General features: G+C 62.5%; 27 protein-coding genes and 1 tRNA gene. 3 read left to right on the top strand and 25 right to left on the bottom strand.

All coding sequences use genetic code 11. The features are described 5' to 3' along the window. Nucleotides 1-2: 2 nt before the first annotated feature. From AC07VL_RS07395 to AC07VL_RS07285, 23 genes are all read right to left on the bottom strand, one after another. Nucleotides 3-78 (bottom strand) — tRNA-Gly (locus tag AC07VL_RS07395). 225 nt (nt 79-303) lie between these two features. Further along, entirely contained in the window at nt 304-888 is a 585-nt protein-coding gene (gene pgsA, locus AC07VL_RS07390; RefSeq protein ID WP_071322919.1) for a CDP-diacylglycerol--glycerol-3-phosphate 3-phosphatidyltransferase, read from the bottom strand. A gap of 127 nt (nt 889-1,015) precedes the next feature. Further along, nucleotides 1,016-2,896 carry an excinuclease ABC subunit UvrC gene (uvrC, locus tag AC07VL_RS07385; RefSeq protein ID WP_494805256.1) on the bottom strand — a complete coding sequence of 627 codons (1,881 nt, stop codon included), beginning with the start codon at nt 2,894-2,896 and terminating at the stop codon, nt 1,016-1,018. Between the two features lie 28 nt (nt 2,897-2,924). Continuing rightward, the gene (gene acpS, locus AC07VL_RS07380) at nt 2,925-3,320 is read right to left on the bottom strand and encodes a holo-ACP synthase (protein WP_494805255.1); all 396 of its coding nucleotides are present in this window, start codon (nt 3,318-3,320) and stop codon (nt 2,925-2,927) included. A gap of 22 nt (nt 3,321-3,342) precedes the next feature. Further along, nucleotides 3,343-4,104 (bottom strand): pyridoxine 5'-phosphate synthase, encoded by a 762-nt coding sequence (gene pdxJ, locus AC07VL_RS07375; RefSeq protein WP_494805254.1) that lies wholly within the window; start codon nt 4,102-4,104, stop codon nt 3,343-3,345. Nucleotides 4,105-4,146: 42 nt separating this feature from the next. After that, on the bottom strand, nt 4,147-4,998 hold the full coding sequence (recO, locus tag AC07VL_RS07370) for a DNA repair protein RecO (protein ID WP_494805253.1): 852 nt from the start codon (nt 4,996-4,998) through the stop codon (nt 4,147-4,149). Between the two features lie 28 nt (nt 4,999-5,026). Continuing rightward, on the bottom strand, nt 5,027-5,929 hold the full coding sequence (gene era, locus AC07VL_RS07365; RefSeq protein WP_290604185.1) for a GTPase Era: 903 nt from the start codon (nt 5,927-5,929) through the stop codon (nt 5,027-5,029). Nucleotide 5,930: 1 nt separating this feature from the next. Next, complete coding sequence (rnc, locus tag AC07VL_RS07360) at nt 5,931-6,746, bottom strand: ribonuclease III (protein ID WP_494805252.1); 816 nt, start codon at nt 6,744-6,746, stop codon at nt 5,931-5,933. Between the two features lie 87 nt (nt 6,747-6,833). Then, a complete protein-coding gene (gene lepB / locus AC07VL_RS07355; RefSeq protein ID WP_494805251.1) occupies nt 6,834-7,751 on the bottom strand; it encodes a signal peptidase I in 918 nt (305 codons plus the stop codon). Further along, entirely contained in the window at nt 7,748-9,541 is a 1,794-nt protein-coding gene (gene lepA, locus AC07VL_RS07350) for a translation elongation factor 4 (RefSeq protein WP_290604191.1), read from the bottom strand. Before lepA ends, lepB begins: the two co-directional genes overlap by 4 nt. Nucleotides 9,542-9,847: 306 nt before the next feature. Beyond that, nucleotides 9,848-10,093: a glutaredoxin family protein gene (locus AC07VL_RS07345; protein WP_494805250.1), complete on the bottom strand. Its 246-nt coding sequence runs from the start codon at nt 10,091-10,093 to the stop codon at nt 9,848-9,850. Between the two features lie 54 nt (nt 10,094-10,147). Further along, on the bottom strand, nt 10,148-11,644 hold the full coding sequence (locus AC07VL_RS07340) for a DegQ family serine endoprotease (protein ID WP_494805249.1): 1,497 nt from the start codon (nt 11,642-11,644) through the stop codon (nt 10,148-10,150). A 251-nt stretch (nt 11,645-11,895) separates the two neighbouring features. Continuing rightward, nucleotides 11,896-12,222: an RseA family anti-sigma factor gene (locus tag AC07VL_RS07335; protein WP_494805248.1), complete on the bottom strand. Its 327-nt coding sequence runs from the start codon at nt 12,220-12,222 to the stop codon at nt 11,896-11,898. 72 nt (nt 12,223-12,294) lie between these two features. After that, entirely contained in the window at nt 12,295-12,918 is a 624-nt protein-coding gene (rpoE, locus tag AC07VL_RS07330; RefSeq protein WP_494805247.1) for an RNA polymerase sigma factor RpoE, read from the bottom strand. Nucleotides 12,919-12,984: 66 nt separating this feature from the next. Next, a complete protein-coding gene (locus tag AC07VL_RS07325; RefSeq protein WP_494805246.1) occupies nt 12,985-13,479 on the bottom strand; it encodes a hypothetical protein in 495 nt (164 codons plus the stop codon). Between the two features lie 120 nt (nt 13,480-13,599). Then, nucleotides 13,600-14,850, bottom strand: a complete 1,251-nt coding sequence (fabF, locus tag AC07VL_RS07320; RefSeq protein ID WP_494805245.1) for a beta-ketoacyl-ACP synthase II — start codon at nt 14,848-14,850, stop codon at nt 13,600-13,602. A gap of 29 nt (nt 14,851-14,879) precedes the next feature. Next, nucleotides 14,880-15,119: an acyl carrier protein gene (acpP, locus tag AC07VL_RS07315; protein ID WP_008449912.1), complete on the bottom strand. Its 240-nt coding sequence runs from the start codon at nt 15,117-15,119 to the stop codon at nt 14,880-14,882. A gap of 178 nt (nt 15,120-15,297) precedes the next feature. Beyond that, on the bottom strand, nt 15,298-16,041 hold the full coding sequence (fabG, locus tag AC07VL_RS07310; RefSeq protein WP_494805244.1) for a 3-oxoacyl-ACP reductase FabG: 744 nt from the start codon (nt 16,039-16,041) through the stop codon (nt 15,298-15,300). Nucleotides 16,042-16,094: 53 nt separating this feature from the next. Beyond that, on the bottom strand, nt 16,095-17,036 hold the full coding sequence (gene fabD / locus AC07VL_RS07305; protein WP_070223879.1) for an ACP S-malonyltransferase: 942 nt from the start codon (nt 17,034-17,036) through the stop codon (nt 16,095-16,097). Between the two features lie 31 nt (nt 17,037-17,067). Then, complete coding sequence (locus AC07VL_RS07300; RefSeq protein ID WP_494805243.1) at nt 17,068-18,066, bottom strand: beta-ketoacyl-ACP synthase III; 999 nt, start codon at nt 18,064-18,066, stop codon at nt 17,068-17,070. Nucleotides 18,067-18,081: 15 nt separating this feature from the next. Beyond that, on the bottom strand, nt 18,082-19,149 hold the full coding sequence (plsX, locus tag AC07VL_RS07295; protein ID WP_290604232.1) for a phosphate acyltransferase PlsX: 1,068 nt from the start codon (nt 19,147-19,149) through the stop codon (nt 18,082-18,084). 207 nt (nt 19,150-19,356) lie between these two features. Next, complete coding sequence (gene rpmF / locus AC07VL_RS07290) at nt 19,357-19,539, bottom strand: 50S ribosomal protein L32 (RefSeq protein ID WP_034749653.1); 183 nt, start codon at nt 19,537-19,539, stop codon at nt 19,357-19,359. A 321-nt stretch (nt 19,540-19,860) separates the two neighbouring features. After that, nucleotides 19,861-20,358 carry a YceD family protein gene (locus tag AC07VL_RS07285; protein WP_290604235.1) on the bottom strand — a complete coding sequence of 166 codons (498 nt, stop codon included), beginning with the start codon at nt 20,356-20,358 and terminating at the stop codon, nt 19,861-19,863. 233 nt (nt 20,359-20,591) lie between these two features. Here AC07VL_RS07285 and AC07VL_RS07280 point away from each other — a divergent pair, with 233 nt between their 5' ends. Further along, nucleotides 20,592-21,200, top strand: coding sequence for a Maf-like protein (locus tag AC07VL_RS07280; RefSeq protein WP_494805242.1), 609 nt, complete (start codon nt 20,592-20,594; stop codon nt 21,198-21,200). A 20-nt stretch (nt 21,201-21,220) separates the two neighbouring features. Continuing rightward, on the top strand, nt 21,221-21,970 hold the full coding sequence (locus AC07VL_RS07275; protein ID WP_494805241.1) for an SAM-dependent methyltransferase: 750 nt from the start codon (nt 21,221-21,223) through the stop codon (nt 21,968-21,970). A gap of 78 nt (nt 21,971-22,048) precedes the next feature. Here AC07VL_RS07275 and AC07VL_RS07270 read toward each other — a convergent pair whose 3' ends face one another. Then, entirely contained in the window at nt 22,049-22,966 is a 918-nt protein-coding gene (locus AC07VL_RS07270; RefSeq protein WP_086147479.1) for a 23S rRNA (adenine(2030)-N(6))-methyltransferase RlmJ, read from the bottom strand. Nucleotides 22,967-23,241: 275 nt separating this feature from the next. Between AC07VL_RS07270 and AC07VL_RS07265 the strand changes: the two genes are divergently transcribed. Then, nucleotides 23,242-23,670, top strand: a complete 429-nt coding sequence (locus AC07VL_RS07265) for a thioredoxin family protein (RefSeq protein WP_494805240.1) — start codon at nt 23,242-23,244, stop codon at nt 23,668-23,670. 6 nt (nt 23,671-23,676) lie between these two features. On the opposite strand, the gene AC07VL_RS07260 is transcribed toward AC07VL_RS07265, so the two are convergent. Next, a complete protein-coding gene (locus tag AC07VL_RS07260; RefSeq protein ID WP_494805239.1) occupies nt 23,677-25,950 on the bottom strand; it encodes a xanthine dehydrogenase family protein molybdopterin-binding subunit in 2,274 nt (757 codons plus the stop codon). Nucleotides 25,951-25,962 lie beyond the last annotated feature (12 nt).

Below are 25,962 nucleotides of genomic sequence, written 5' to 3'. Positions count from 1 at the left end.
ACTGGAGCGGGAGAAGAGTCTCGAACTCTCGACCTCAACCTTGGCAAGGTTGCGCTCTACCAACTGAGCTACTCCCGCGTCATCAACAACAGGCCAGCATTATAGAGGGATTACAGGGGCTGTCAACGGGCAATATCTGGTCTTTTGCAAAATATTCCGCATAAAGCAGCCAATGCAGTCTTAAGGTCCTCCGAATAGCGTAGCGAGCAAGCGCAATATCGTGTCGAGTAGCGGAGCTGTACGAAGGTACAGCGAGCAAGGGAGACGCGAGAGTGCGCTGCGCAGTAGCCAGGCGGAGCGGCCTTAATGCAGATTTCCGGCCTTTTCCTTGATGAGAGGCCACGCCAGGCGCAAGTAATAGAACATCGACCACACCGTCAGCACGCAGGCGATCCACAGCAGGCGTTCACCCCATACGTGGGTATCGATGGCGCCGAAGATCACCTCGTGGTACAGCAGCAGGGGGATGGCCGTCATTTGCGCGGCCGTCTTGATCTTGCCGATCGAGCTGACGGCCACCGATTTCGAAGCGCCGATCTGCGCCATCCATTCGCGCAGCGCGGAAATCGTGATCTCGCGGCCGATGATGATGAAGGCCAGCACGGCATTGACCCGGTCCAACTGCACCAGCACCAGCAAGGCGCCCGCCACCATCAGCTTGTCGGCCACGGGGTCGAGGAAGGCGCCGAAGGCCGACGTCTGGTTCCAGCGCCGCGCGAGGAAGCCATCGAACCAGTCGGTCACGGCCGCAACAATGAAGACCAGGGTGGCGACGAGGTTCTGGTCGCCATGCAGCAGCATCGACGGCGGCAGGTAAAACACGCCGACGACGAGCGGAATCAGGGCCACGCGCAGCCAGGTCAGGAGGATGGGAATATTAAAAGGCATAGGGAAGCAATCGGCCGACGGGTAAATTGAACATGAAGAAAGCGTGAAGAAAGCGCCACTAGTCTACATGGCCCCGGGGTATTAGCCTAGTCCGGTTGCGGCAGCGCGGGACCAGGCCAAACATTCGTTAATGCAACTGCCTGTAAATCTCTTCCGCCAGCTGCGTGGAAATGCCCTCCACCGACATCAGGTCCTCGACGCTGGCGTCGACCACGCCGCGCAAGCCGCCAAAGCGCGACAGCAGTTTCTGGCGGCGCTTGGCGCCGATGCCTTCAATCTCTTCCAGGCGCGAGGTCTGGCGCGTCTTGGCCCGCTTGGCGCGCATGCCCGTGATGGCAAAGCGGTGCGCCTCGTCGCGGATCTGCGCGATCAGCATCAGGGCCGCCGATTCCTTGCCCAGTTCCTGCGGCGCGCGGCCATCGACGAACAGCAGGGTTTCCAGGCCCACCTTGCGCCCTTCCCCCTTGGCCACGCCGACGATCAGGCTGATATCGAGACCTAGCTCGGCAAACACCTGGCGCGCCATCTCGATCTGTCCCTTGCCACCGTCGATCAAGACCACGTCCGGCATCACGCCGTCGCCATTCGCCACCTTTTCATAGCGACGCATCAGGACCTGGCGCATGGCCGCGTAATCGTCGCCGGGCGTGATGTCGTTGATGTTGTAGCGGCGGTATTCGCCGTTCTGCATGGCGTGGTGGTGGAACACGACGCAGGACGCCTGCGTCGCCTCGCCCTGCGTGTGGCTGATGTCGAAACACTCCACGCGCAGGCTGTCGAGGTCTTCCGTTTCCAGGCGCAGCGCCTCGGCCAGCGCCCGCGTGCGCGACTGCTGCGAACCCTGCTCGGACAACAATCGGGCCAGCGAAATCTCGGCGCCCTTTTGCGCCAGCTCAAGCCACTGGCGGCGCTGCCCCTGCGGCTGGAAGATCAGGTTGATGCGGTGGCCGCACTGCTCCATCAAGGCCACCATCAAGGCCGGCTGGTCGAATTCGATGTTCAGGATCAGGGTGCCGGGAATGAATTTTTCCGTGTAGTGCTGGGCCAGGAAGGCGGCCAGCACTTCCACTTCGATGGCTTCTTCGGCGATGGCTGCCGCGTCGCTGAGCTGGCTGGGGAAATACGCGCGGTCGCCCAGGTGGCGCCCGCCCCGCACCATGGCCAGGTTGACGCAGGCGCGCCCGCCCTGCACCAGCACGGCGATGATGTCGACGTCGGCGTCGCCCGTCGTTTCCATGCTCTGCTGGTGCAGCACGCGCGACAGCGAGGCGATCTGGTTGCGCACCACCACGGCCTGCTCGAATTTCAGCTCGGCGGCAAACGCATGCATCTTCTTTTCCAGGTCTGCCAGCACTTCGCTCTGCCGCCCGCGCAGGAAACGCGCCGCGTTTTCCACGTCGTTCTTGTAGTCTTCCTTGCTGATCAGGTCCACGCAGGGCGCGCTGCAGCGGCCGATCTGGTGCAGCAAACACGGCCGCGTGCGGTTGGCGTACACGCTGTCCTCGCAGGTGCGGATCAAGAACACCTTTTGCAGGATCTGCATCGATTCCTTGACGGCCCAGGAACTGGGGAACGGCCCGAAATACTGGTTCTTCTTGTCCACCGCGCCCCGGTAATACACCATGCGCGGCGCGTCGCCATTGGTAATCTTCAGGTAGGGATACGATTTATCATCGCGGAACAGGATGTTGTAGCGCGGCTGCAGCGCCTTGATCAGGTTGTTTTCCAGGATCAGGGCTTCCGCCTCGCTGTGCGTGACGGTCGTTTCCAGGCGCGCGATGCGCTCGACCATCATGGCGATGCGGGGACTGGCCAGGTTCTTCTGGAAATAACTGGACACGCGCTTTTTCAGGTCGCGCGCCTTGCCGACGTACAGCACCTTGTCGGCGGCGTCGAAATAGCGGTACACGCCGGGCAGGTTCGGCAGCTTGGCGACAGTCGCCAGCACCTGCGCGCGCGGGTCGGGCGGTGTTTCCGTCAAGGAAGATTCTGGGCTTGCTTCGGTCATTGCTGGCTCATTGCGCACTTATACATAGTTACACTGCTTGCTCCACGATCACGAACGCGACCGCATATTCTTCTTCATCGCTGATGGTCACTTGCGCGCTCAGCCGGTGCTGCTCCATGAACTCGGCCAGCACGCCGCTGCAGACGATCATCGGCTTGCCGCTGGGGTGATTCAGCATCTGCGCGGCGGGCCACGTCATCGGCATGCGCAAGCCCAGGCCGATGGCCTTGGAAAACGCCTCCTTGGCCGCGAAACGGGTGGCAAGGAAGCGCACGCCGCGCGCGGCGTTCTTCGCGCTGCGGGCGCGGAATTTCTCCAGCTCCTGCGGCCCCAGTATCTTTTGCGCAAAACGCTCGCCGTGGCGCGCCAGCGCCGCCTCGATGCGGGGAATCTTGCAGATATCGGTGCCGATGCCGTAGATCATGCTGCCTCCTTGCTGTCGATGATCAAGCCCGGTTGCCAAGGCGCGTGGCCACCATGATGGCCTTCATTTCGCGCACGGCGTTTTCCCAGCCGACAAACACGGCATGGGCGACGATGGCGTGGCCGATGTTCAGTTCGGCAATGTCCGGGATGGCGGCAATCGCTTGCACGTTGGTGTAATGCAAGCCGTGGCCCGCATTCACCTTCAGGCCGCGCCCCACGCCGAACAGCACGCCCGCCTTGATGCGCTCCAGTTCCGCCAACTGTTCCGCGCCTTCGCTGTCCGCATAGCGGCCCGTGTGCAGCTCGATGACGGGCGCTTTCAACTCGGCGGCGGCGGCGATCTGCTGCTCGTCCGCATCGATGAACAGGCTCACGCGGATGCCCTCGCCCTGCAATTGCTTGACGGCAGCCTGCACTTCCTTGAAGTAGCGCACCACGTCCAGGCCGCCTTCGGTCGTCACTTCCGTGCGCTTTTCCGGCACCAGGCACACGTCCGCCGGGCGGATGCGGCAGGCGAAGTCGATCATTTCCTGCGTCACGGCCGCTTCCAGGTTCATGCGCGTGAGCAGTTGCGGCGCGATGGCGATCACGTCCGCATCCTTGATGTGGCGGCGGTCTTCGCGCAAATGCAGGGTGATGGCGTCGGCGCCCGCCTGTTCGGCCAGCAGGGCCGCGCGGATCGGGTCCGGATACGCGGTGCCGCGCGCATTGCGCAGGGTGGCCACGTGGTCGATATTGACGCCCAGGTCGATGACGGGGCCGGAAGGCTGCAAAAAGCTCATAGTGATGGTATCCGTAAAGTGCTGTCGCGCGGCACAGCGCCGCTACAGCTGCATTAAATCGATCAGTATCTGGCGCGTGTTCAAGGTGGTGCCCCCCAGCTGATGGGCCAGCAGGAAGCGCATCAGCAGCTTGCTTTGCGCCTGCGTGGCCACATCGCCATATTCTTCGCGCTCCATGTCGAGCAAGGTCTTGCCCGTGATCTTCGGCCAGGCATCGGCGGCGCGCGCCGGGCGCGGTCCCCGTTCCGGGTCGACCACGTAGACCTGCCCCGCATCGACAGCCTGGCGCGTGCCAGTGCAGCGCGTCAGGTCGGCCGCCACGCCCGTTTCCTTGAGCAGGGCGCGCTCGAACTTGCGCAGCACGATGGGCGGCGGTTCATTGTGCGCCAGTTGATTCAAGGTGGCAACGTAGTGGTCGAACAGGACGGGATGCGGGTCGTCGCGCGCCAGCAGTTTCACCAGCAGTTCATTCAGGTAAAAGCCGCACAGCAGGGCGGTCTTTTCCAGCGGCAACATGCCGCCCACCCACTCGGCGCCCGTCAGGATGCGCAGTTCGGACTTGCCCGTCCAGCCCGCCTGCAGAGGCTGGAAGGTCTGCAGCACGCCCCGCAACTGCGAATGGGGCCGCTTGGCGCCCTTGGCGACGAGCGCGATGCGGCCGTACTCGCGCGTAAACACGTCGACGATGAGGCTGGTTTCTTTATGCGGATAGCTGTGCAGCACGAAGGCGGGCTGGCCCGTGACCTTGCCGTCGCGCGCGGGCGGACGGCTGCGCCGGGGCGCGGCGGGTGGAACGGATGCGGGAATGGCGGCCGGCGGCGCGATGGCCGCCGACGCGGGAACGACGAGTGAAGCTGGCGCGAGATCAGGCTGCGCTGGCGTGGTGGTGCTCATGCGTGTGGCGTCGCCCCCGGGTTGCGGATTACTCGTAGCCGTAGGCGCGCAAGCCCGCCTCGTTGTCGGCCCAGCCCGATTTGACCTTGACCCAGATCTCCAGGTACACGGGGCCGCCGAACAGCTTTTCCATGTCCAGGCGGGCCTGGGTGGAGACTTCCTTCAGGCGCGCGCCCTTGTTGCCGATGATCATGGACTTGTGCGTGTCGCGCTCGACGAGGATGGCGGCAAACACGCGGCGCAGATCGCCTTCCTGTTCGAATTTCTCGATCAGCACGGTGCTCGTGTACGGCAGTTCGTCGCCGACGAAGCGGAACAGCTTTTCGCGCACGATTTCCGAGGCGAGGAATTTCTCGCTGCGGTCCGTGATGTCATCCGGCCCGAAGATGGGCTGGTTTTCCGGCAAGAAACGCTTGATCTCGTTCTGCAAGCCTTCCAGCTGGAAATGCAGCTTGGCGGACACGGGCACGATGGCGGCGAAGTCGCGCATGGCGGCGATCTTTTGCGCGAACGGCAACAATACTGCCTTATCCTTGACGCGATCGGACTTGTTGATGACGAGGATGCACGGCACTTCCTTCGGCAGCAGGTCCATCACTTGCTGGTCGGCCGGGCCGAAGGTACCCGCCTCGATCACGTACAAAATCACGTCCGAGGAAATCAGGGTGTTGGTGACGGTCTTGTTCAGCGTCTTGTTCAGCGCGTTCGAGTGGCGCGTCTGGAAGCCAGGCGTGTCGACATAGATGAACTGCGCATCCGGCAGCGTCTGGATGCCCGTGATGCGGTGGCGCGTCGTCTGCGCCTTGCGCGAAGTGATGCTGACCTTCGCGCCGATCAGCACGTTCATCAGGGTCGATTTGCCCACGTTGGGGCGGCCCACGATGGCAATGTAGCCACAGCGGAAGTTGTCGGGCATTTTGGTGGTGGTCATGCTAGTGTCGATTCTGTGTAGTGTGAGCGGCGATCGCCGGGGCAGCCGGGGCTGGCGCGTCGTCGCTCTGGATGGTGGCAATGCCGGCCAGCTTGAGCTGGGCGGCGCGCGGTTTGGGCTTGCGGCTGGCGGCTGGCGACTTCAGCAGTGCCTGCTCGGCCACGTCCAGCGCCAGTTTGGCGGCGGCTTGCTCACCGGCGCGGCGGCTTCCGCCACGGCCGTAGACCTGGATGTTCAATTTCGGCACCAGGCATTCGATCTCGAATTCCTGGCTGTGGGCGGCGCCGTGGGTGGCCACCACGTTGTACTGTGGCAGCGAAATTTTCTTGCTCTGCAAAAATTCCTGCAACAGGGTCTTGGCATCCTTGCCCAGGGTCTGTGGATCGACCGAGTCGAGGATGGGAATGTAGAAGGCGCGGATCACCGTGCTGGCCGCGTCGAAGCCCGTGTCGAGGAAAATGGCGCCCAGCAGGGCTTCCAGGGTGTCGGCGAGGATGGACGGCCGGCGGAAGCCGCCCGATTTCAATTCGCCTTCGCCCAGGCGCAGGAATTGCGACAGTTCCAGCTTTTGCGCGATCTCATACAGCGACTGCTGCTTGACCAGGTTGGCGCGCAATCGCGACAGGTCGCCCTCGTCGATGGACTTGAAGCGTTCGTACAGGATGGAAGCGACCACGCAGTTGAGGATGGAGTCGCCGAGGAATTCCAGCCGCTCGTTATGCAAACTGCTGTGGCTACGGTGCGTCAAGGCTTGCTGCAACAGGCCAGCATCCTGGAACGTATAGCCTAGACGGGTTTGCAATAGCTGAAGATTCATTGTTGTTTCTGTGTCATCTGATTGATTCGGCTGGCTGCCGCGCGGGGAATCGGCGCGGCAGCCATGGGCAGTGCATGCAAGAAAGAGTTAACGGATGCCGCCTACACGTTTCGGGTTGCTGAAATTCATCCATACGAGGAAAGCCTTGCCGACGATGTTTTCGTTCGGCACGAAGCCCCAGTAGCGGCTGTCCGCACTATTGTCGCGGTTATCGCCCATCATGAAATAGTTGCCTGTTGGCACCACGCAAGTAAAACCGTCTTCGTTGTAGTCGCAGGCTTCCTTGTGCGGGAAATCCTTGACTTCGCGCAAGTTCAACGTGGGAGCGGGCTCGTCGTTGAGGATGCGGTGGCTCACGCCCGTCAGGTTTTCTTCCAGCTGCTTGTGGTACACGGTGCTTTCGTCGTCCAGGTAGTCGTCCAGCGGCGTGTACTGCACTTCCTTGCCGTTGACCGTCAAGCGCTTGTTTTCATAGGTGATTTTATCACCGGGCACGCCGATCACGCGCTTGATATAGTCTTGCGACATATCTTTCGGATACTTGAACACCATCACGTCGCCGCGCTGCGGGTCGTTCACCTCGATGATGCGCTTGTTGACGATCGGCAAACGGATGCCATACGTGAACTTGTTCACCAGGATCAGATCGCCCACCAGCAAGGTCGGCACCATCGAGCTCGACGGGATCTTGAATGGCTCGTACAGGAACGAACGCAGGCAGAACACGAGGGCGATGACGGGGAAGAAGCTGCCCGAATACTCGACCCAGGTGGGCTGGCGCAGCAGGGCTGCCTCGATGGCGGCGCGGTTGCCGCCCGCATCGGACTTGATGCCTTCGGCCGACAGCCGGGACTGGCGCGCATCGAACTCGGCCAGGGCGCGGTCGGCCGCCTTGCGGCGCTGCTTGGACAGGTAGAACACGTCCAGGCACCAGACCAGGCCCGTCAGCACCATCAGCACGAACAGGATTAAAGCGAAATTTCCTAAGATCACTTGCAGGTTCATTTATCGTCCACTTGTAAAATTGCCAGGAATGCTTCTTGCGGGATCTCCACGGAACCCACTTGCTTCATGCGCTTCTTACCCGCTTTTTGTTTTTCCAGCAATTTTTTCTTACGGCTGATATCGCCGCCATAGCACTTCGCCAGCACGTTCTTGCGCAGGGCCTTCACGTTCTCGCGCGAAATGATGTTGGCGCCGATGGTGGCCTGGATGGCCACGTCGAACATCTGGCGCGGGATCAGTTCGCGCATCTTGGCGGCCACCTGGCGGCCACGGTACTGGCTGTTCGAGCGGTGGACGATGATGGCCAGCGCATCGACTTTCTCGCTGTTGATCAGCATGTCGACCTTGACCACGTCGGCAGCGCGGTATTCCTTGAACTCGTAGTCCATCGAGGCATAGCCGCGCGACGTCGATTTCAGGCGGTCGAAAAAGTCCAGCACAATCTCGGCCATCGGCATTTCATACACGAGCTTGACCTGGCGGCCGTGGTAGCTCATGTCCATCTGGATGCCGCGCTTGGCGATGCACAGGGTGATCACGGAACCCACGTATTCCTGAGGCATGTACAGGTTGACGGTGACGATAGGCTCGCGCACTTCCTCGATGCGCGACGGGTCGGGCATCTTCGACGGATTGTCGACGTTGATCAGGGTGCCATCGCGCTGGATCACTTCATACACGACGGTCGGCGCCGTCGTGATCAGGTCCATGTCGAATTCGCGCTCCAGGCGCTCCTGCACGATTTCCATGTGCAGCAGGCCCAGGAAGCCGCAGCGGAAGCCGAAGCCCAGCGCCTGCGACACTTCCGGCTCGTACATCAGGGCCGCGTCGTTCAGTTTCAGCTTTTCCAGCGAGTCGCGCAGCGCGTCGTACTGGTTCGCCTCGACGGGGAACAGGCCGGCAAACACTTGCGGCTGCACTTCCTTGAAGCCAGGCAATGGCTCGGCGGCAGGACGGTTGGCCAGGGTGACCGTATCGCCCACTTTTGCCGCCTTCAATTCCTTGATGCCGGCGATGATGAAGCCCACCTGGCCGGCGGACAGTTGCGGCAGGGATTGCGAACGGGGCGAGAAGACGCCGATGTCTTCCACCAGTTGCACCGAATCGGTGGCCATCAGGCGGATCTTGTCCTTCGGTTTCAGGGTGCCGTTGACCACGCGCACCAGCATCACCACGCCCACGTAGGAGTCGTACCAGGAGTCGACGATCAGCGCCTGCAGCGGCGCATCCGGGTCGCCCTTCGGCGGCGGCACCTTGGCGATCAAGGACTCCAGCACGTCCTGCACGCCCAGGCCCGTCTTGGCCGAGCAATGCACGGCGTCGCCCGCATCGATGCCGATCACGTCTTCGATCTCGGCAATGGCGGTCGGCGGATCGGCGTTCGGTAAGTCGATCTTGTTCAGGACCGGCACCACTTCCACGCCCAGGTCCAGCGCCGTGTAGCAATTGGCCACGGTTTGCGCTTCCACGCCTTGCGATGCGTCAACGACCAGCAGCGCGCCTTCGCAGGCGGACAGCGAGCGCGACACTTCATAGCTGAAGTCGACGTGGCCCGGCGTATCGATCAGGTTCAGGTTGTAGATCTGGCCATCGCGGGCCTTGTAGTGCAGGGCCGCCGTTTGCGCCTTGATGGTAATGCCGCGCTCGCGCTCCAGATCCATCGAATCGAGCACCTGCGCCTCCATCTCGCGGTCGGACAAGCCGCCGCACAATTGAATGATGCGGTCAGCCAGGGTCGATTTACCGTGGTCAATATGGGCGATGATGGAGAAGTTGCGTATGTTGTTCATTAACTAATATAAGTGCGAAGTTGACGACACTGCTTTAACAGGAATCATGGGGATCATGCTCGGGCCAAGCCCGGCGCCCCACTCATGATGAAAAAAGCGCTCCGAGCAGGACATCTGCATGCCCAGGCGAGCGCTTTTGAAGCGACAGAAGCTGCTGCCTCGGACAGTAGCTTTTTCGACCTCCCCATTTTACCGGATTTCAGAGTAGAAAGCCCGTCTTATGAGGCCGGCGCCGGGGCAAGGCCACAATTTTGCCTGATTTCAGCACCAGAATGGTGCATTGCAGTGTCAATATTGGTATTTAGCCTATGCCAGGCAGCGCCGCACGGCCGCTTCGTCGAGAAAATAATGGCACAGCTCAGGCTGCGCCAGGTCACCGAACAGCACCGGCACGAGCTCGTCGAAGCGCGCCAGCAGCGAGGCGTCGGGCGAGGCATCGATATCGATCACGTCCACCGTGAAGGGCGCACCGGGCGGCTGCAGCAGGAGCAAGGCGTCCAGCATGTCCTGGCATAAATGGCAATAACTGCGGGAATAGAGGGTAAAGTGCATGGCGGGCAGGATACCGCATCCCGGCTGTGGCCGGAATGCGGGAGGATCACATAGTTACTTCGCCGACGGGCGCAGCGAGACGAACTGGGCCACGTCGCCACGGCGCACCAGCACGGCCGCGGATTTCTTCGGATCGAGCTTGGCCACCAGCGCGTTGAACTGCTTGGCATCTTTGACGGCAACATTATTCAACTGCAAGATGACGTCGCCAGGCTGCAGACCAGCCAGGGCGGCCACGCCGTCCGCGTCATCGACCTGCACGCCGCCGTCGATCTTCAGCTCCTGCTTCTTCGCGGCCGGCACGTCGCTGACCTTCAGGCCCAGCGCATTGACGGCTTGCGCTTCCGGCTCCCTGGCGCCCTTCTTCGCCGTCTTGTCGCCTTCCAGCTCGACCACGGTGACGGGAATGTCCTGCTGCGCGCCCTTGCGCCAGACGGTGACGGTGGACTTGCCGTTGACGGGGGCGCCGCCGACGAGGCGCGGCAGGTCGGACGAGCGTTCGATGGCCGTGCCGTTGAATTTCAGGATGATGTCGCCCGGCTTGATGCCCGCCTTGTCGGCAGGACCGCCCTCCTCCACCATCGACACTTGCGCACCCTTGGCGTTGGGCAAGCCCAGCGACTGGGCCACGTCCTTGCTCACTTCGCCGATCTGCACGCCGATGCGTCCGCGCACCACCTTGCCCGTCTTCTTCAGCTGCTCGCCCACGCGCATGGCTTCGTCGATGGGGACGGCAAACGAGATGCCGTTGTAGGCGCCGGACAGGGTAGCGATCTGCGAGTTGATGCCGATCACTTCACCGCGCATATTGATCAGCGGGCCGCCCGAGTTGCCGGGATTGACGGCCACGTCGCTCTGGATCAGGGGCAGGTAGTCGCCCGTATCGCGGGACTTGGCGGAAATAATGCCGGCCGTCACCGTGTTTTCCAGGTTGAAGGGCGAACCGATGGCGATCACCCACTCGCCCACGCGGATCTTGTTCGAGTCGCCGATGGTCAGGCGCGGCAGGTTGCCGCCTTCGATTTTCAGCAGGGCCACGTCGGTGCGCGCATCGGCGCCGATCACCTTGGCCTTGAATTCGCGCTTGTCCGTCAGGGTCACGTAGACTTCGTCGGCGCCATCGACCACGTGCGCATTGCTCAGCACGTAACCGTCGGCCGAAATGATGAAGCCGGAACCGACGCCGCGCTGCACTTCCTGTTCTTGCGGCACGGCACGACGGCCGCCGCGCGGCGCCTGCTGGCGTGGCGTCGGCATGGCGCCGCCAAAGAAGCGGCGCAGGAATTCCTGCATTTCCTGCTCGTCCTGGCCGCCGGCACCGGTGCCGCCCATTTTCAGGCGCTCGGTGGTGCGGATATTCACGACGGCGGGGCCGACGGCGTCGACCAGGTCGGAAAAATCAGGCAACTTGACGGCAGGCACGGCCGCCTGCGCTTGCGGCGCCAGGCCCAGCATGGTCGGGGCAAGGAAGACACCAGCCGTACCGAACAATAAGGCGGAAAGCGTCTTCGCTGAAAACGTCTTGCTGGCGGCACACATGTTTTTTTTCATGGAAAGGATCTTTTCGAATATTAAAACGGATCAGGCGATTGCCCACGTGCATGACTCACCCGCATCGCGGAATCTCGGGGACGACACACCCGGCAGCACGCATGGCAAACCATACAACAATATATCGCAAAAGCAAGATATTGCCTGTTCATAGTGTCAATCGTGTAGAAGGCCCCTGTCAAGAGCGGCAGACGGCCGTTAAGCCTCGCGTAAGGTGCCGGCGGCACGCAGGCGCGCGCGGCGTGGCTGGCCTAGCGCTGCACCAGCGGCCCCGCCTCCAGCGGTTCCGGCAGGCCGGGCGGCACGATGGCAGCGGACACGGGCGCCAGCGGCGCATCGCCGCGGGCTGGCGCGGGCTCGGCCGCCAGGCGGCTGGCCAGGCGCGCGTCGAAGCGGGCGCTCAACGCATGGCCGCACTGGTCCGAGCGCAAGGCATCGCCGATGCGGCGATACGCATCCCAGGCTTGCCGGCCCTCTTCCGTGTCGAGGGCGGCAAAGGCCAGTTCAAGCTCACTGGCCGCCAGCTCGCCATCGGCCAGGGCGGAAATCGTCTCGAGCAATCGTGTGTGCGTGTCCATGATAGGCCCTGCCATTTCAAGAGGATCGGTGCGGAAACCGGGCGCAGCCATGCCAACCTCATACTCATCACATTACCAGCGCTTGTCAATCGGCATGTCCAACAAAGGCTTCAATTTCTCCGCGATCACTTCGCGCGCGCGGAAAATGCGGCTGCGCACGGTGCCGATGGGGCATGCCATGATCTCCGATATTTCTTCGTAGCTCAGTCCCTCTATTTCGCGCAACACGATAGCCGTACGCAACTCGATGGGCAGCACATCCATGGCGGCATTGACGGTCGCCGCAATCTGCTTGCTGGCCAGCACCGATTCGGGGGTATTGTTATCGCGCAACTTATTGCCGTCATCGAAGGATTCCGCCTGCTCGGCGTCGGCGTCGCTGGACGTGGCGGCGCGCCGCCCCTGGGTGACGAGGTAATTCTTCGCCGTATTGATGCCGATGCGATACAACCACGTATAGAAGGCGGCGTCGCCGCGGAAATGCCGCAGCGCCCGATACGCCTTGATAAAGGTTTCCTGCACCACATCTTCGGCCTCCGCCGGGTCATGCACCAGGCGCGACACCAGGCGCATCAGGCGGCGCTGGTACTTCGATACCAGCACGTCAAATGCCCGCTTGTCGCCAGCCCGCACCCGCTCGACCAGTAACTGATCATACTCGCGCTCTGTCCTCACGCCCCATGTCCCCGTTGGCATGCAGCGTGGGCGCCCGTATGGATATAGAGTTGGCCCGCTGCAAGAAGTTCAGTGTTCGCCCCACTTTTATTCTTCCTTTCCCCGCGCCGCGAGCGCCCGGCAAGCCACGGCCAGCGGGCGAAACGCGGCACAGCCGCGGCCCCGCTGCGCCAGCACGGCCGTCCGCCGTCCGACATCGTCCGCCAGGCACAGCACCAGCAGCGAAGGCCACAGGGTGGAGCCGGGCAGCAGGCGCACTGCCGGTGCTGCCGGCGGCAGCGGCGCCGCGCCGCCATGCTCCAGATATACCGCCAGCCGCAGCTGGCCAACCGGCGAAATATCAAGCGCCTGCGGCTTTCTGCGCGAACGCAGCAAAAGCAGTAAAAACGCGCCGCCAGCCGCACTCAGCACGGCGCCGGCCCCGCCCAGCGCGTAGCCGCCGACGAGTTCGCCAGATACGGGCGCACGGCTCCACAGACCGCTCAAGGGCCAGGCGGCCAGCACGGCACACAGGCCCAGCGTCGCCTGCAGCCAGCGCAAACAGACAGGCGTACGGATGACCGCCGAAACAGCGATAGACATACAACATGGGAAAAAAAGGCGCGCCGGCAACATGCCGGGCAAATTCAGGCGTCAACGAACGTTGGCACCGAATCAGCGCTCACTACGGTTTGACCGCAGCGAGCGCTTGAAAGTTCCTGCTTATTTCGCTTTGCCGAAAATCAGTGTGCCATTCGTGCCGCCGAAGCCGAACGAGTTCTTCACTGCATAATCGATCTTCATTTCACGCGCCGTGTTGGCACAGAAATCGAGATCGCAAGCGGGATCCTGGTTGAAGATGTTGATGGTCGGTGGCGACACCTGATGGTGCACTGCCAGGACCGTAAACACCGCTTCCAGACCGCCCGCGCCGCCCAGCAAATGGCCCGTCATCGACTTCGTCGAGTTGACGACCAGATTCTTGGCATGCTCGCCGAAGGTGCGCTTGATGCCCATCACTTCCGCCACGTCGCCTTGCGGGGTCGACGTGCCGTGCGCGTTCAGGTACTGAATCTGATCCGCGTTCAAGCCTGCGTTGTTGAGGGCCGCGATCACCGATTTGCTGCCGCCGCTACCATCTTCCAGCGGCGAGGTCATGTGATAAGCATCTGCGCTCATCCCGAAACCATGCACTTCGGCATAGATCTTGGCACCACGGGCCACCGCGTGCTCGTACTCTTCCAGCACCATGACACCGGCGCCCTCGCCCAGCACGAAGCCGTCGCGGTCGGTATCCCACGGACGCGACGCCGTTGCCGGATCGTCGTTGCGGGTCGACAAGGCGCGTGCCGAGGCGAAACCGCCCAGGCCCAGCGGCGACACGGTCGATTCGGCGCCGCCGGCGATCATGACGTCGGCATCGCCGTACTCGATCATGCGCGCGGCGGCACCGATGCTGTGCAGACCGGTGGTGCAGGCCGTGACGATCGCCAGGTTCGGGCCCTTCAGACCATATTTGATCGAAAGGTTGCCAGAGATCATGTTAATGATCGAGGCAGGCACGAAAAATGGCGAAATACGGCGCGGACCGCGCTTTTCGTACTCGGACTTGGTTTCCTCGATCAGCGGCAAGCCGCCGATACCGGAACCGATGATGACGCCGATGCGCTCGGCGTTCTCTTCGGTCACTTCCAGACCGGAGTCCTGGATCGCCTGGATACCCGCAGCCATGCCGTAATGGATAAAGGTATCCATATGGCGGGCTTCCTTACCGGAGATATAATCTTCGATATTGAAGCCTTTGACTTCACCGGCAAAATGCGTGGTGAATGGCTGTGCATCAAACTTGGTAATCGTGGCAATGCCGGATTTACCTTCAATGATTGCGCCCCACGCCTCGGCAATAGTATTGCCGACAGGTGAAACGCAGCCCAGGCCGGTGACAACAACACGACGGTTTTTAGAACGGCTCAAGCGATTCTCCTGAAGTCGGTCAGACAGGCTTAGGCCTTGACGTGTGCGGTGGCGTAGTCGATCGCCTGTTGCACGGTGGTGATTTTTTCAGCTTGTTCGTCAGGGATTTCCATTTCGAATTCGTCTTCCAGGGCCATCACCAGTTCCACGGTGTCCAGGGAATCGGCGCCCAGGTCGTCGACGAAGGAGGATTCGATTTTGATGTCTGCTTCTGCAACGCCCAGTTGCTCAGCGACGATTTTCTTAACGCGTTGTTCGATATCCGACATGTTATGGCTCCAAAGTGTGTGTTACGGAAAGTGCGCGCATTTTATCAGGTTTGCGCGTCCGAATACTAATTTCGGTGTCTGCTGCTAATTCGACCGAAGCTGCTGCTAAAAGATGCGATTATAGACAAAAACGGCCCGTGAATCATGCCACAAATGGCCACCCCGTCTAGCGCTCACATCAATTCATGTACATACCGCCATTCACGTGCAGGGTCGTGCCCGTGATATACGCCGCTTGCGGCGAGGCCAAAAAGGCCACGGCGGCCGCCACATCTTCCGGCTTGCCCAAGCGGGACAAGGGAATTTGCGTCAACAGCGCCGCGTGCTGCTCTGCGCTCAGGGCCTTGGTCATGTCGGTATCGATGAAGCCCGGCGCGATGCAGTTCACGGTAATGTTGCGGCTGCCGATTTCGCGCGCCAGCGCGCGGCTCATGCCTTCCACCCCGGCCTTGGCTGCCGCGTAGTTCATTTGCCCCGGATTGCCCGACGAGGCAACCACCGACGTGATATTAATGATACGCCCAGTTTTGGCTTTCATCATGCCGCGCAGTACGGCGCGCGACAAACGGCCGACGGCCGACAGGTTGGTGGAAATCACGCTGTCCCACTCTTCATCCTTCATGCGCATGGCCAGCTGGTCTTGCGTGATGCCCGCATTGTTGACCAGGATGGACAGGCTGCCGTAGGTCTTCTGCACTTCGTCGACGACTTGCGCGCAGCGTGCCGCATCGGTCACGTTCAGGACCAGGCCCTTGCCCGTCACGCCTTCGGCGGCCAGGTAATCGGTGATGGCTTGCGCGCCGCTTTCCGAGGTGGCGGTGCCGACGACGGTGGCGCCCTGCTTGCCCAGTTCGGTGGCGATGGCACGGCCGATGCCGCGCGAGGCGCCCGTGACCAGCACGACTTGATTTGCTAAATTCATGAGTATCCTTAAAGATGGCTGGCGGCAGGCATCGCTGCACTGCCGCGTGCTGTTTACTTGAGCTGCGTCAAAATGCGTTCCAGCGAGGCCTGGTCGACGATGGCGTCGCCCACCAGCACGGGATCGATGCGCTTGGCCAGGCCCATCAGGACCTTGCCCGGACCGCATTCGATCACTTGCGTGATGCCGTCCGCGGCCACTTTTTGCATGGTTTCCACCCAGCGCACGGGGCTGGCAGCCTGGCGCACGAGCGCATCCTTGATTCCAGCCACGTCGTTGACGATGGCCACGTCGACGTTGTTGATCAGGGCGATCTGCGGCGCGGCGAACGTCAGGCCGGCCATGTACTCGCGCAGACGGTCCGATGCGGGTTTCAGCAGCGACGAGTGGAATGGCGCGGAGACGGGCAGCTTCATGGCGCGCTTGGCGCCCTTGGCCTTGGCCAGTTCGCAGGCGCGCTCGACGGCAGCCGTGTGGCCGGCGATGACCACTTGCGCTGGCGCATTGAAATTGACGGGCTCGACCACCAGGGCCGGGTTTTCCGCCGCCGCTTCGGCACAGGCGGCGCGCACGTCGTCGTCCGACAGGCCCAGCACGACCGCCATCGTGCCCTGCCCGACGGGCACGGCTTCCTGCATGGCTTGCGCGCGGAAACGTACGAGCGGCACGGCATCCTTGAACGAGATCACGCCGGCGGCGACCAGCGCCGAATATTCACCGAGGCTGTGGCCGGCAACGACCGTCGGCACGGGACCGCCGGCCGCCAGCCAGGCGCGGTAGAAGGCCACGGCAGCCGTCAGCATCACCGGTTGCGTGTTGGTGGTCAGGTCCAGCTCTTCCTTCGGACCTTCGGCGATCAGCTTGCCCAGGTCGCATTGCAGGGCGTCCGACGCTTCGGCCACGGTCTGGGCCACGACGGGGTTGCCGGCGAAGCCGTCGAGCATCGCAATCGCTTGCGAACCTTGGCCTGGGAAAACAAATGCAAATTGTGTCATGGTGACTCCGTTTTTTAATAGTATTGCGGGATTACATGCGCGCCAGCACGGCGCCCCAGGTAAAGCCGCCGCCCACGCCTTCCATCATGACGTTGTCGCCCTTCTTGACGCGGCCATCGCGCACGGCGATGTCCAGTGCCAGCGGGATGGAGGCGGCCGAGGTATTGCCATGCTGGTCCACCGTGACGACCATCTTGTCCAGCGGCAAGCCGAGTTTCTTGGCCGTGCTGTTCATGATGCGGATATTCGCCTGGTGCGGAATCAGCCAGTCGATCTGGTCCGAGGTCATGTTGGCGTGCTCCAGCGCTTCGTGGGCGACTTTTTCCAGCACCGACACGGCCAGCTTGAACACGGCCGGGCCATCCATGTACAGGAAGGCGCTGCCGTCCAGCGCGCCGCCGGCCAGGCTGCCCGGGACGCTGAGGATGTTCGAGTGGCGGCCATCGGCGTGCAGCTTGGTGGCCAGGATGCCCGGCTCGGTGGACGCCGTCAGGACGATGGCGCCGGCGCCGTCGCCGAACAGCACGCAGGTGCCGCGGTCGTCGAAATTGAGGATGCGCGAAAACACTTCGGCGCCGATCACCAGCACGTTCTTGTGCATGCCCGACTGGATAAAGCTGTCGGCCGTGGCCACCGCATAGACAAAACCGCTGCAGACGGCTTGCACGTCGACGGCGGCGCAGTTATTCGTGATGCCCAGCTTGTTTTGCACGATGCAAGCCGTGCTGGGGAAGCTGCCGAAGAAATCGGGGGTCGAGCTGGCGACGATGATCAGGTCCAGGTCGTTGCCGCTCAGGCCAGCCATTTCCAGGGCCTTCCTGGCCGCTTCCACGCCCAGGTCCGAGGAATTTTGCGACGGCGCCGCGTAATGGCGCGCCGAGATACCGCTGCGCGAGACGATCCATTCATCCGACGTCTCGATGCCCTTGGCGGCGAGCTGTTCTGTCAAATCCTGGTTGGTGACGCGCTTCTCCGGCAAGTAGCTGCCGGTACCGATAATTTTGCTGTAGATTTTGCTAAAAACAGTCATGCAAGTACCCGTCCACTAAATGGTAGAGCTTGTTGATGTAGGTTCGTCCGGAACTGGCGTGCGCGGCATCAGCTCGGCGATCAGGCTGGCCAGGTGCGCTTGCACGTCATTTTTTGCCGCATCAAAGGCGCGGCGCAAGGCCCATTCGAAGGAATAGGCATCGGCGCTGCCATGGCTCTTGAAGACGAGTCCACGCAAGCCCAGCAGGCTGGCGCCGTTATAACGCGACGGATTCAGGCGGTTGCCGATGGCTTTCAGGGCCCCGCGGGCGATCAGCGCGCCCAGCATGGTAATCGGATTGCGCTTGAATTCGGAAGTGAGCACGTCTTTCATGAAGCGCGCCAGGCCTTCGATGGCTTTCAGGGTAACGTTGCCGACGAAACCGTCGCAGACGACGATATCGGTCGTGCCCTTGAAGATGTCGTTGCCTTCCACGTTGCCGTAGAAGTTCAGCGCGCCGCGCTCGTGGTCGGCCTGCAGCAGCTTCGAGGTGAGTTTCACCACTTCATTGCCCTTGATATCTTCCGTGCCCACGTTCAGCAAGCCGATCGTGGGACGGGCGATGCCTTCCATGGCGGACACGAGCACGGAACCCATGATGGCGAACTGGTGCAGGTGATGCGGTTCGCAATCGACGTTGGCGCCCAGGTCCAGCATGTAGGTGGGGCCGTTCTTTTGGTTCGGCAAGATGCTGCAGATGGCCGGGCGGTCGACGCCGGACATGGTTTTCAATACATAGCGCGACACGGCCATCAGGGCTGCCGTGTTACCGGCGGAGACGGAGGCTTGCGCCACGCCGCTCTTGACCTGTTCGATGGCCACGCGCATGGACGAATCCTTCTTGCGGCGCAGGGCCACTTCCAGGGGGTCGTCCATGGTAACTTGTTCGGAGGCATGTAGTACCGACAGGCGCGGGTGCGCGTCGGCTTTGTGTTTTTTCAATTCGGCACGGATCACGTCTTCCAATCCAACAAGGATCAGTTCGGCTTCAGGCTCATGTTTTACGAAGGAAATTGCTGCGGGGATAGTGACTGAGGGACCATGATCTCCGCCCATGCAGTCGATAGAAATTTTGATTGTCATTTGTTTTGATTCAGTACCGCTGCGGGCTTGCGGCAAGATGTGAATCGGACTGGAGCATACCAAGGCGGCGCATGCGACCACGGCTCTGGCAAGCTTGATTCAAAATGACGGTGTGCAAGATGAATTGCAGCCGATAAAAAAGAAGAAGCGGCGCCACGCCGAATAACCACGTAACACCGCTTTCATCTTACCCAACAAAAACGTCGATTACTCGTCGTTTTTGGTCTTCAGCACTTTACGGCCACGATAGAAGCCGTTAGGGCTGATATGGTGACGCATGTGGGTTTCGCCGGTAACTGGCTCGACGCTCAATTGCGGCGCGACCAGGAAGTCGTGCGAACGGTGCATGCCGCGCTTGGAAGGGGTTTTCTTGTTCTGTTGAACTGCCATGATGACTCCTAATACATAAGTTCTAAAATTTTAGCACAATCGATTAGCAAATACATGCGAATCGAGTATCCCAGCGGCAAAGACTACCCGAAAATAGCCCGGACCGACATCGTTTATTACAATTACATTTCACTACACTTGCCATACTCGATTACTACACGCGTTTGACACGTTCTCTAAAAGGGACCTCACAAACCTACTGCGCGTCCCACTATCGCCTCGGCGTTGCTCAGCGTACCTTCGTACGCTTGCGCTACTCAAGACGATATTGGGCCGCTCGCTACGGCTGTTGAGACCCCCTACAAACCACTACTACTTAACTTATTCTGGCTTCAAGTCTTTCAGTGCCGCGAACGGCGACTTCTTTTCAGTCTTGAGAGCATCGAGCTGCGCCGTATCGGGGCAGACGTCATGTTTGGGTACCTGCGGCAGGGCCAGCAAGGCTTCATCTTCGATCAGGGCCGAGGCATCCATGCTGCGGCTGCCGACGATCACGTCGATCGTTTCATCGTTGATGATTTCTTCGATCTCGTCTGCATGCTCGTCATCCTTGCCCAGCATCAGAACAGTCGAAGAATCAATCGCGTAAGCATACGGAGTCAGGCAGCGCTGGCAAACCAGCTGAACGGTGCCGTTGACCGACAAGGTCAGTTGCGGGTAGCCCAGCTTGCTGGTGCCGCCGACGACCTTCCAGGCGATGTCGCCGGAAGCATCTGCACAATCCTTGGTCAACCGGGTCATTTCAGCGACAGGAGTTACACCCTCGCGGCTCCCGCTGATACGACAAAAATCAAAGGCGTCGATCACAAAAGCATTCATTGGTAGAAAATTTCCCCGGAAAACCTGCGATAATAACAGGGTTTTGAGCGCCGAGTCAAAGGCTAAGCATCTTTTTTGATGCCTTGATTACAAGCCGATTGCCATTTCGTGACATCTTCATCAACATCGTCATGCCGCATGGGGCCTCAGTTATGAGGCTCCGCGCCCTGGAACCACGTGAAATTCCGCTGACATCGACCAGCGCGGCCATGCCGGCCGCCATCCATTACCGAATGATACCAACTTCCGCCCCATTGCGCTTGATTCTTGCATCGAGTTCGACCTACCGCAAGGAACTGCTGGAACGCCTGCGCCTGCCGTTCGAGGTGGCCGTGCCCGACCTCGACGAAAGCCCCCTGCCCGGTGAAAGCCCCAGCGCCACGGCCCTGCGCCTGGCGCAAGCGAAGGCACAGGCCGTGCTCGACCGCCATCCCGGCAGCCTCGTCATCGGCTCCGACCAGGTCGCCACCCTGGACGGCGCGCAGATCGGCAAGCCGGGCAACCATGCCAGCGCCCTGCTGCAGCTGCAAACCATGCGCGGGCGCCAGACCGTGTTCCACACGGCCCTGTGCCTGCTCGACGGGCGCCAGACGCCCGCCATGGCGCAGGTGGAAGACGTGCAAACCCGCGTCACCGTGCGCGACCTGCCCGATGCCGAGCTGGACGCCTACCTGCGCATCGAGCAGCCCTACGACTGCGCCGGCAGCGCCAAGAACGAGGGCCTGGGCATCGCCCTGCTCGAACGCATCGACAGCACGGACCCGACCGCCCTCACCGGCCTGCCGCTGATCGCCCTCACCGGCATGCTGCGCAAGGCGGGCGTGGCGTTTTTCACCCTTTAATTGATACATAGACAAGAACCATGACCGGCACCCTGTACCTGATCCCCAACCACCTCGGCCTGTCCGACGGCGCCATCGACCCGCTGGCCCGCATCATTCCAGAGCAGGTGCGGCACCTCACCTCGCAGCTCGATTATTTCGTTGCGGAAAATGCCAAGACGGCGCGCGCCTTCCTGAAACTGATCGGCAGCCAGCATCCGCTGGCCAGGCCCTTGCAGGAAATCACCATTTCCGAACTCAACGTCAATACCCCGGCGCAAGCACTGGCCGGCTTGCTGGCGCCGCTGCTGGCGGGACGCGACGCGGGCCTCGTGTCGGAAGCGGGCGTGCCCGCCGTGGCCGACCCCGGCGCCGACCTGGTGCGCCTGGCGCACCAGCACGGCATCAAGGTCCGCCCGCTGGTGGGACCGTCGTCGATCCTGCTGGCCGTGATGGCCAGCGGCTTGAACGGCCAGAGCTTCGCCTTCAACGGCTACCTGCCCACGGATGCGGCCCAGCGCGCCAAGCGCATCAAGGACCTGGAAAACCGCTCGCGCAATGAAAAGCAGACCCAGCTCTTCATCGAGACGCCCTACCGCAACGCCGCCATGCTCGAAGCGCTGGTGGCGCAATGCGCGCCGTCGACCCTGATCTGCGTGGCCACCGACCTGAGCCTGGACTCGGAAAGCGTGCAGACGTGGAATGGCGGACAGTGGAAGAAACAATTGGCCGCCGGCAAGGCACCGGACTTCCACAAGAAACCGACCGTGTTCCTGTTGCTGGGACAGTAACTCCTCAGCCATAAAAAAAACGCCACGGGCACATTACCCGTGGCGTTTTTTATTGCCGCACGACCAAGCAGAGCATGACTACACCCTTCTGGTGCCCGTATTTTTCTGTCCGCCCTTGCCCGTTTCCAGTACAAACTTCGCGCCATCGTCGCGGCCCAATACCTTCACCAGGTACGGCATGACTTCGCGCAACATCGGCTCCAGCGTGTATGGCGGGTTCAGGATGAACATACCGCTGCTGTGCAAGCCAAAACCGTCCGGCGACGGGGTGTTCACCGTCAGGGTCACGTGCAGCCAGTCCGAGCTGGGCAGCTGCTTGAGCTTGTCGGCAAACTGGCGCGATTCCATGCGCTGCAGCACCGGATACCAGACGGCGTACATGCCCGACGGGAAGCGCACGAGGGCGTCGGCCAGGGTGTCCTTGACCTTGCGGTAATCCATCTTGTCTTCGTACGGCGGGTCGATCAGCACCAGCGCGCGGCGCGATGGGGGCGGCAGCAGGGCTTTCAGGCTCTGGAAGCCGTCCGCCTTGGTGATGATGACGCGCTTGCCGCGCACGGTGGGACGCTCGCCCTGGGCCAGCGCATGCGCCTCGACCTTGCGGAAGTTGTCAGCCAGAATCTTTGCATCGGCGGGATGCAGCTCGAACAGGCGCAGACGGTCTTGCTCGCGGCTGACCTTGTCGGCGCAGTACGGTGAACCCGGGTAGTAGCGCATCTTGCCGCTCGGATTCATTTCCTTGATCAGCTTCATGTACTCTGCCAGCGAGGCGGGCCAGTCCGTGCGGTCCCACAGGGGCGCGATGCCCGTTTCATACTCGGCATTCTTCGAGGCATAACCGCCGTCGAGCGCATATACGCCTGCGCCGGAGTGGGTATCGATATAACTATAGGCGGTATCTTTTTGATTCAGGTACTGCAACAACTGAATCTGCACATAATGCTTCAACACATCGGCGTGATTACCCGCGTGAAAGGCGTGGCGGTAACTCAACATAAGCTGGCTAATTCCATAATAAAAATAAACAAAGGCGGGAGCGCTGACACCGGGCAGGGCATGAAACAGACTGGAGGAGTCAGGCTGCGGGGCCAGGAAACAGCATGGACCAGCGTAATCAGCGCGCAATTACCAGCATTATCCACCAGAAAGGCGGCTTGCATCAAAAAACACGGATAAACAAGCCCATGCATTCTCGGGACTGCGCTGGCCGGGCGCGGTAGAATACGCGCATCGGGCGCCCCGCGTCCACTGCCCTACTCATATAGATGACCATGCACAGCCTGACCCTCACGACCGATAACCGCAGCGACGTCGCGGCAGCCCTGGCCGGCCCGCGCTGGACGGTGGCCTGCCTGTGCGCGCTGTGGTGCGGCACGTGCGGCAGCTACCGCACCACGTTCGAGGAACTGGCCGCGCGCCACCCGGACACGCTCTTCGTCTGGATCGACATCGAAGACCAGGCCGACGTGGTGGGCGACCTCGACATCGACAACTTCCCCACCCTGCTGATCCAGCGCGAAGACCAGGTCGCCTTCTTCGGCACCGTGCTGCCCGACGGCGGCCTGGCGCACCGCATGGTGCAGGCGCAGCAGGCGCTCAGCGCAGCCGAACTGGCGGCGCTGGCCACCAGCACGCCGGAGCGGCGCGACTGGCAGCGCGACTGCAACCTGCGTCAATTACTGGCCGCCACCCTGGCCTGAGCCATCTCAGGCCAGGCGCAGCGGCAGGCTGCGCAGCCGTTTCCCCGTCAAGTTGAAGACGGCGTTGGCCACGGCCGGCGCAATCGGCGGCGTGCCCGGCTCGCCCACGCCCTCGGGGTGCTCGGCGCTGGCGATGATGATGGTCTCCACCTCGGGCGTCTGGCCCATGCGCAGCACGGGATAGTCGTGGAAGTTGCTTTGCTCGACTTTGCCATCCTTGAAGGTGATCTCGCCGCCCAGCGCCGCCGACAGGCCGAACAGCACGGCCGACTCCATCTGCTGGGCGATGATGTTCGGATTGACGGCGATGCCGCAATCGATGGCGCACACGACGCGCTGCACGCGGATCTCGCCGTTTTCCACCGACACCTGCGCCACCTGCGCGACGATGCTGCCGAAGGACTGGTGCAGGGCCACGCCGTGCGCATGGCCGGGTGGCGGACTGCCCGCCCGGGCGACCGCCGCATCGAGCACGGCCAGGTGGCGCGGGTGCTGCGCCAGCATGGCGCGGCGGAAGGCGACGCCGTCCTGCCCCGCCGCGTGCGCCAGTTCATCGATAAAACTTTCCTTGAAGAATGCGTTATGCGAGTGCCCCACGGAGCGCCAGTAGCCGATCGGCACGGGGCTGTCGGCGATCACGTGGGCGATGCGCTGGTTGGCGATCTCGTACGGCATGTCGAATTCGCCTTCGGCCGTGGTCTTGTCCGGCCCCGCGCCGGGCAAGCCGAAATTGCGCTGCAAAAACTGGTGCGTGATGGAGCCGCTGACGGACTTGTTGTCCCAGGACGCGATGCGGCCGTGCTCGTCGAGGCGGGCGGCAAAGCGGGCCAGCGCGGCGGGACGGTACATATCGTGCTGCGTATCCTGCTCGCGCGTCCACAGCAGCTGCACGGGCGCGCCATCGCACTGCAGGGCGATGGCGACGGCTTGCGCCACCATGTCCACTTCCAGGCGGCGGCCAAAACCGCCGCCGAGCAGCAGCACTTCGATCGTCACGTCCTGCGCACCGACGCCGGCAACTTTCGCCGCCACGTCGACGGCGATGCCGGGCGCCTGCGTCGACACCCACAACCTCACCTTGCCATTTTTCACCTGGGCGGTGCAGTTGACGGGTTCCATGGCGGCATGCGCGAGGAAAGGCGCGCGGTACTCGGCCTTGACGCTGCGCAAGGCCTGCACGGCCTTGCCCTCCACGTCGCCGCTGGCGTAATACGCATGGCCCGCCTCGGCATCAAGCAGGCGGGAAAACTCGGCAAGGATGCTCGCGCTGGACAGGCCCGCCTGCGGCCCGGCCGTCCACTGCACGGCCAGGGCGGCGGCCGCCGTCTTCGCGCGCCAGTACGTGTCGGCCACCACGGCCACGCAGGACACACCCCGCTGGCCAAGGGCCGGCGTCAGGTCCGCCACCTTTTTGACGCCGGGCAGCGCCAGCACGGGCACCGCATCGAATGCGGCGACGGCATCGCCCAGGCGCGGCGGCAGCTGCAGGGCCGCGTACAGCATGCCGGGCGGGCGCGCATCGATGCCGAAGCGCGCGCTGCCGTTGACTTTCGACGGCGTGTCGCGGCGCGGCGCCGGCTGGCCGATCAGCTTGAACTGCCCGGGGGATTTGAGCGCGGGCGTGCCCGGGTCCATGCCGGCGGCGCGCTGCGCCAGGCTGGCGTAGCTGGCGCGCCGGCCATCCGCATGCAGCACTTCGCCCTGTTCCGTGCGGCATTGCGCGGCCGGCACCTGCCACTGCGCGGCGGCCGCTTGCAGCAGCATGGCGCGCGCGCAGGCGCCTGCCTCGCGCATGGGGCCCCAGCCATCCTTCACGCTCGACGAGCCGCCCGTGACGATCACGCCCAGTTCGCGCGCCGCCTTGGCCACCGTCCACTGCGCCAGCGCCTTCAGCCGGCCCCGGTCGTCCGGGTGGAAGGGCAGGCTGTCCTTGAGCATGGCGACATTGCCAAAGATCTTGTCCATGGGCGCCTGGATCAGCTTGACGCTGCTCAAGGCCACGTCGAGTTCCTCGGCCACCAGCATGGGCAAGGCCGTATGCACGCCCTGCCCCATCTCGCTGCGCGGCATGGCCAGCAGCACCGTGCCGTCGGCCTGGATGGCCAGCCAGCCGTTCAGGGCCACGGCCCCGTCGGTGACGGGCAGCGGCGCGCTGCCATGCAGGCGCTGGCGCGGCGGCAGCACGCCCCAGCCCAGCACCAGGGCGCCCACGCCGGCCACGCCGAGACCGAGGCCGCCGAGCAGGAAACGGCGGCGCGACGTATTTTTTTCTCCGGCCATGGGATACCCTCT

This window comes from Janthinobacterium sp. GW821-FHT03C08, from assembly GCF_059420905.1.
Note: the sequence above shows the minus strand (reverse complement) of the source record. Positions and strands in the feature narration are given on the sequence as shown.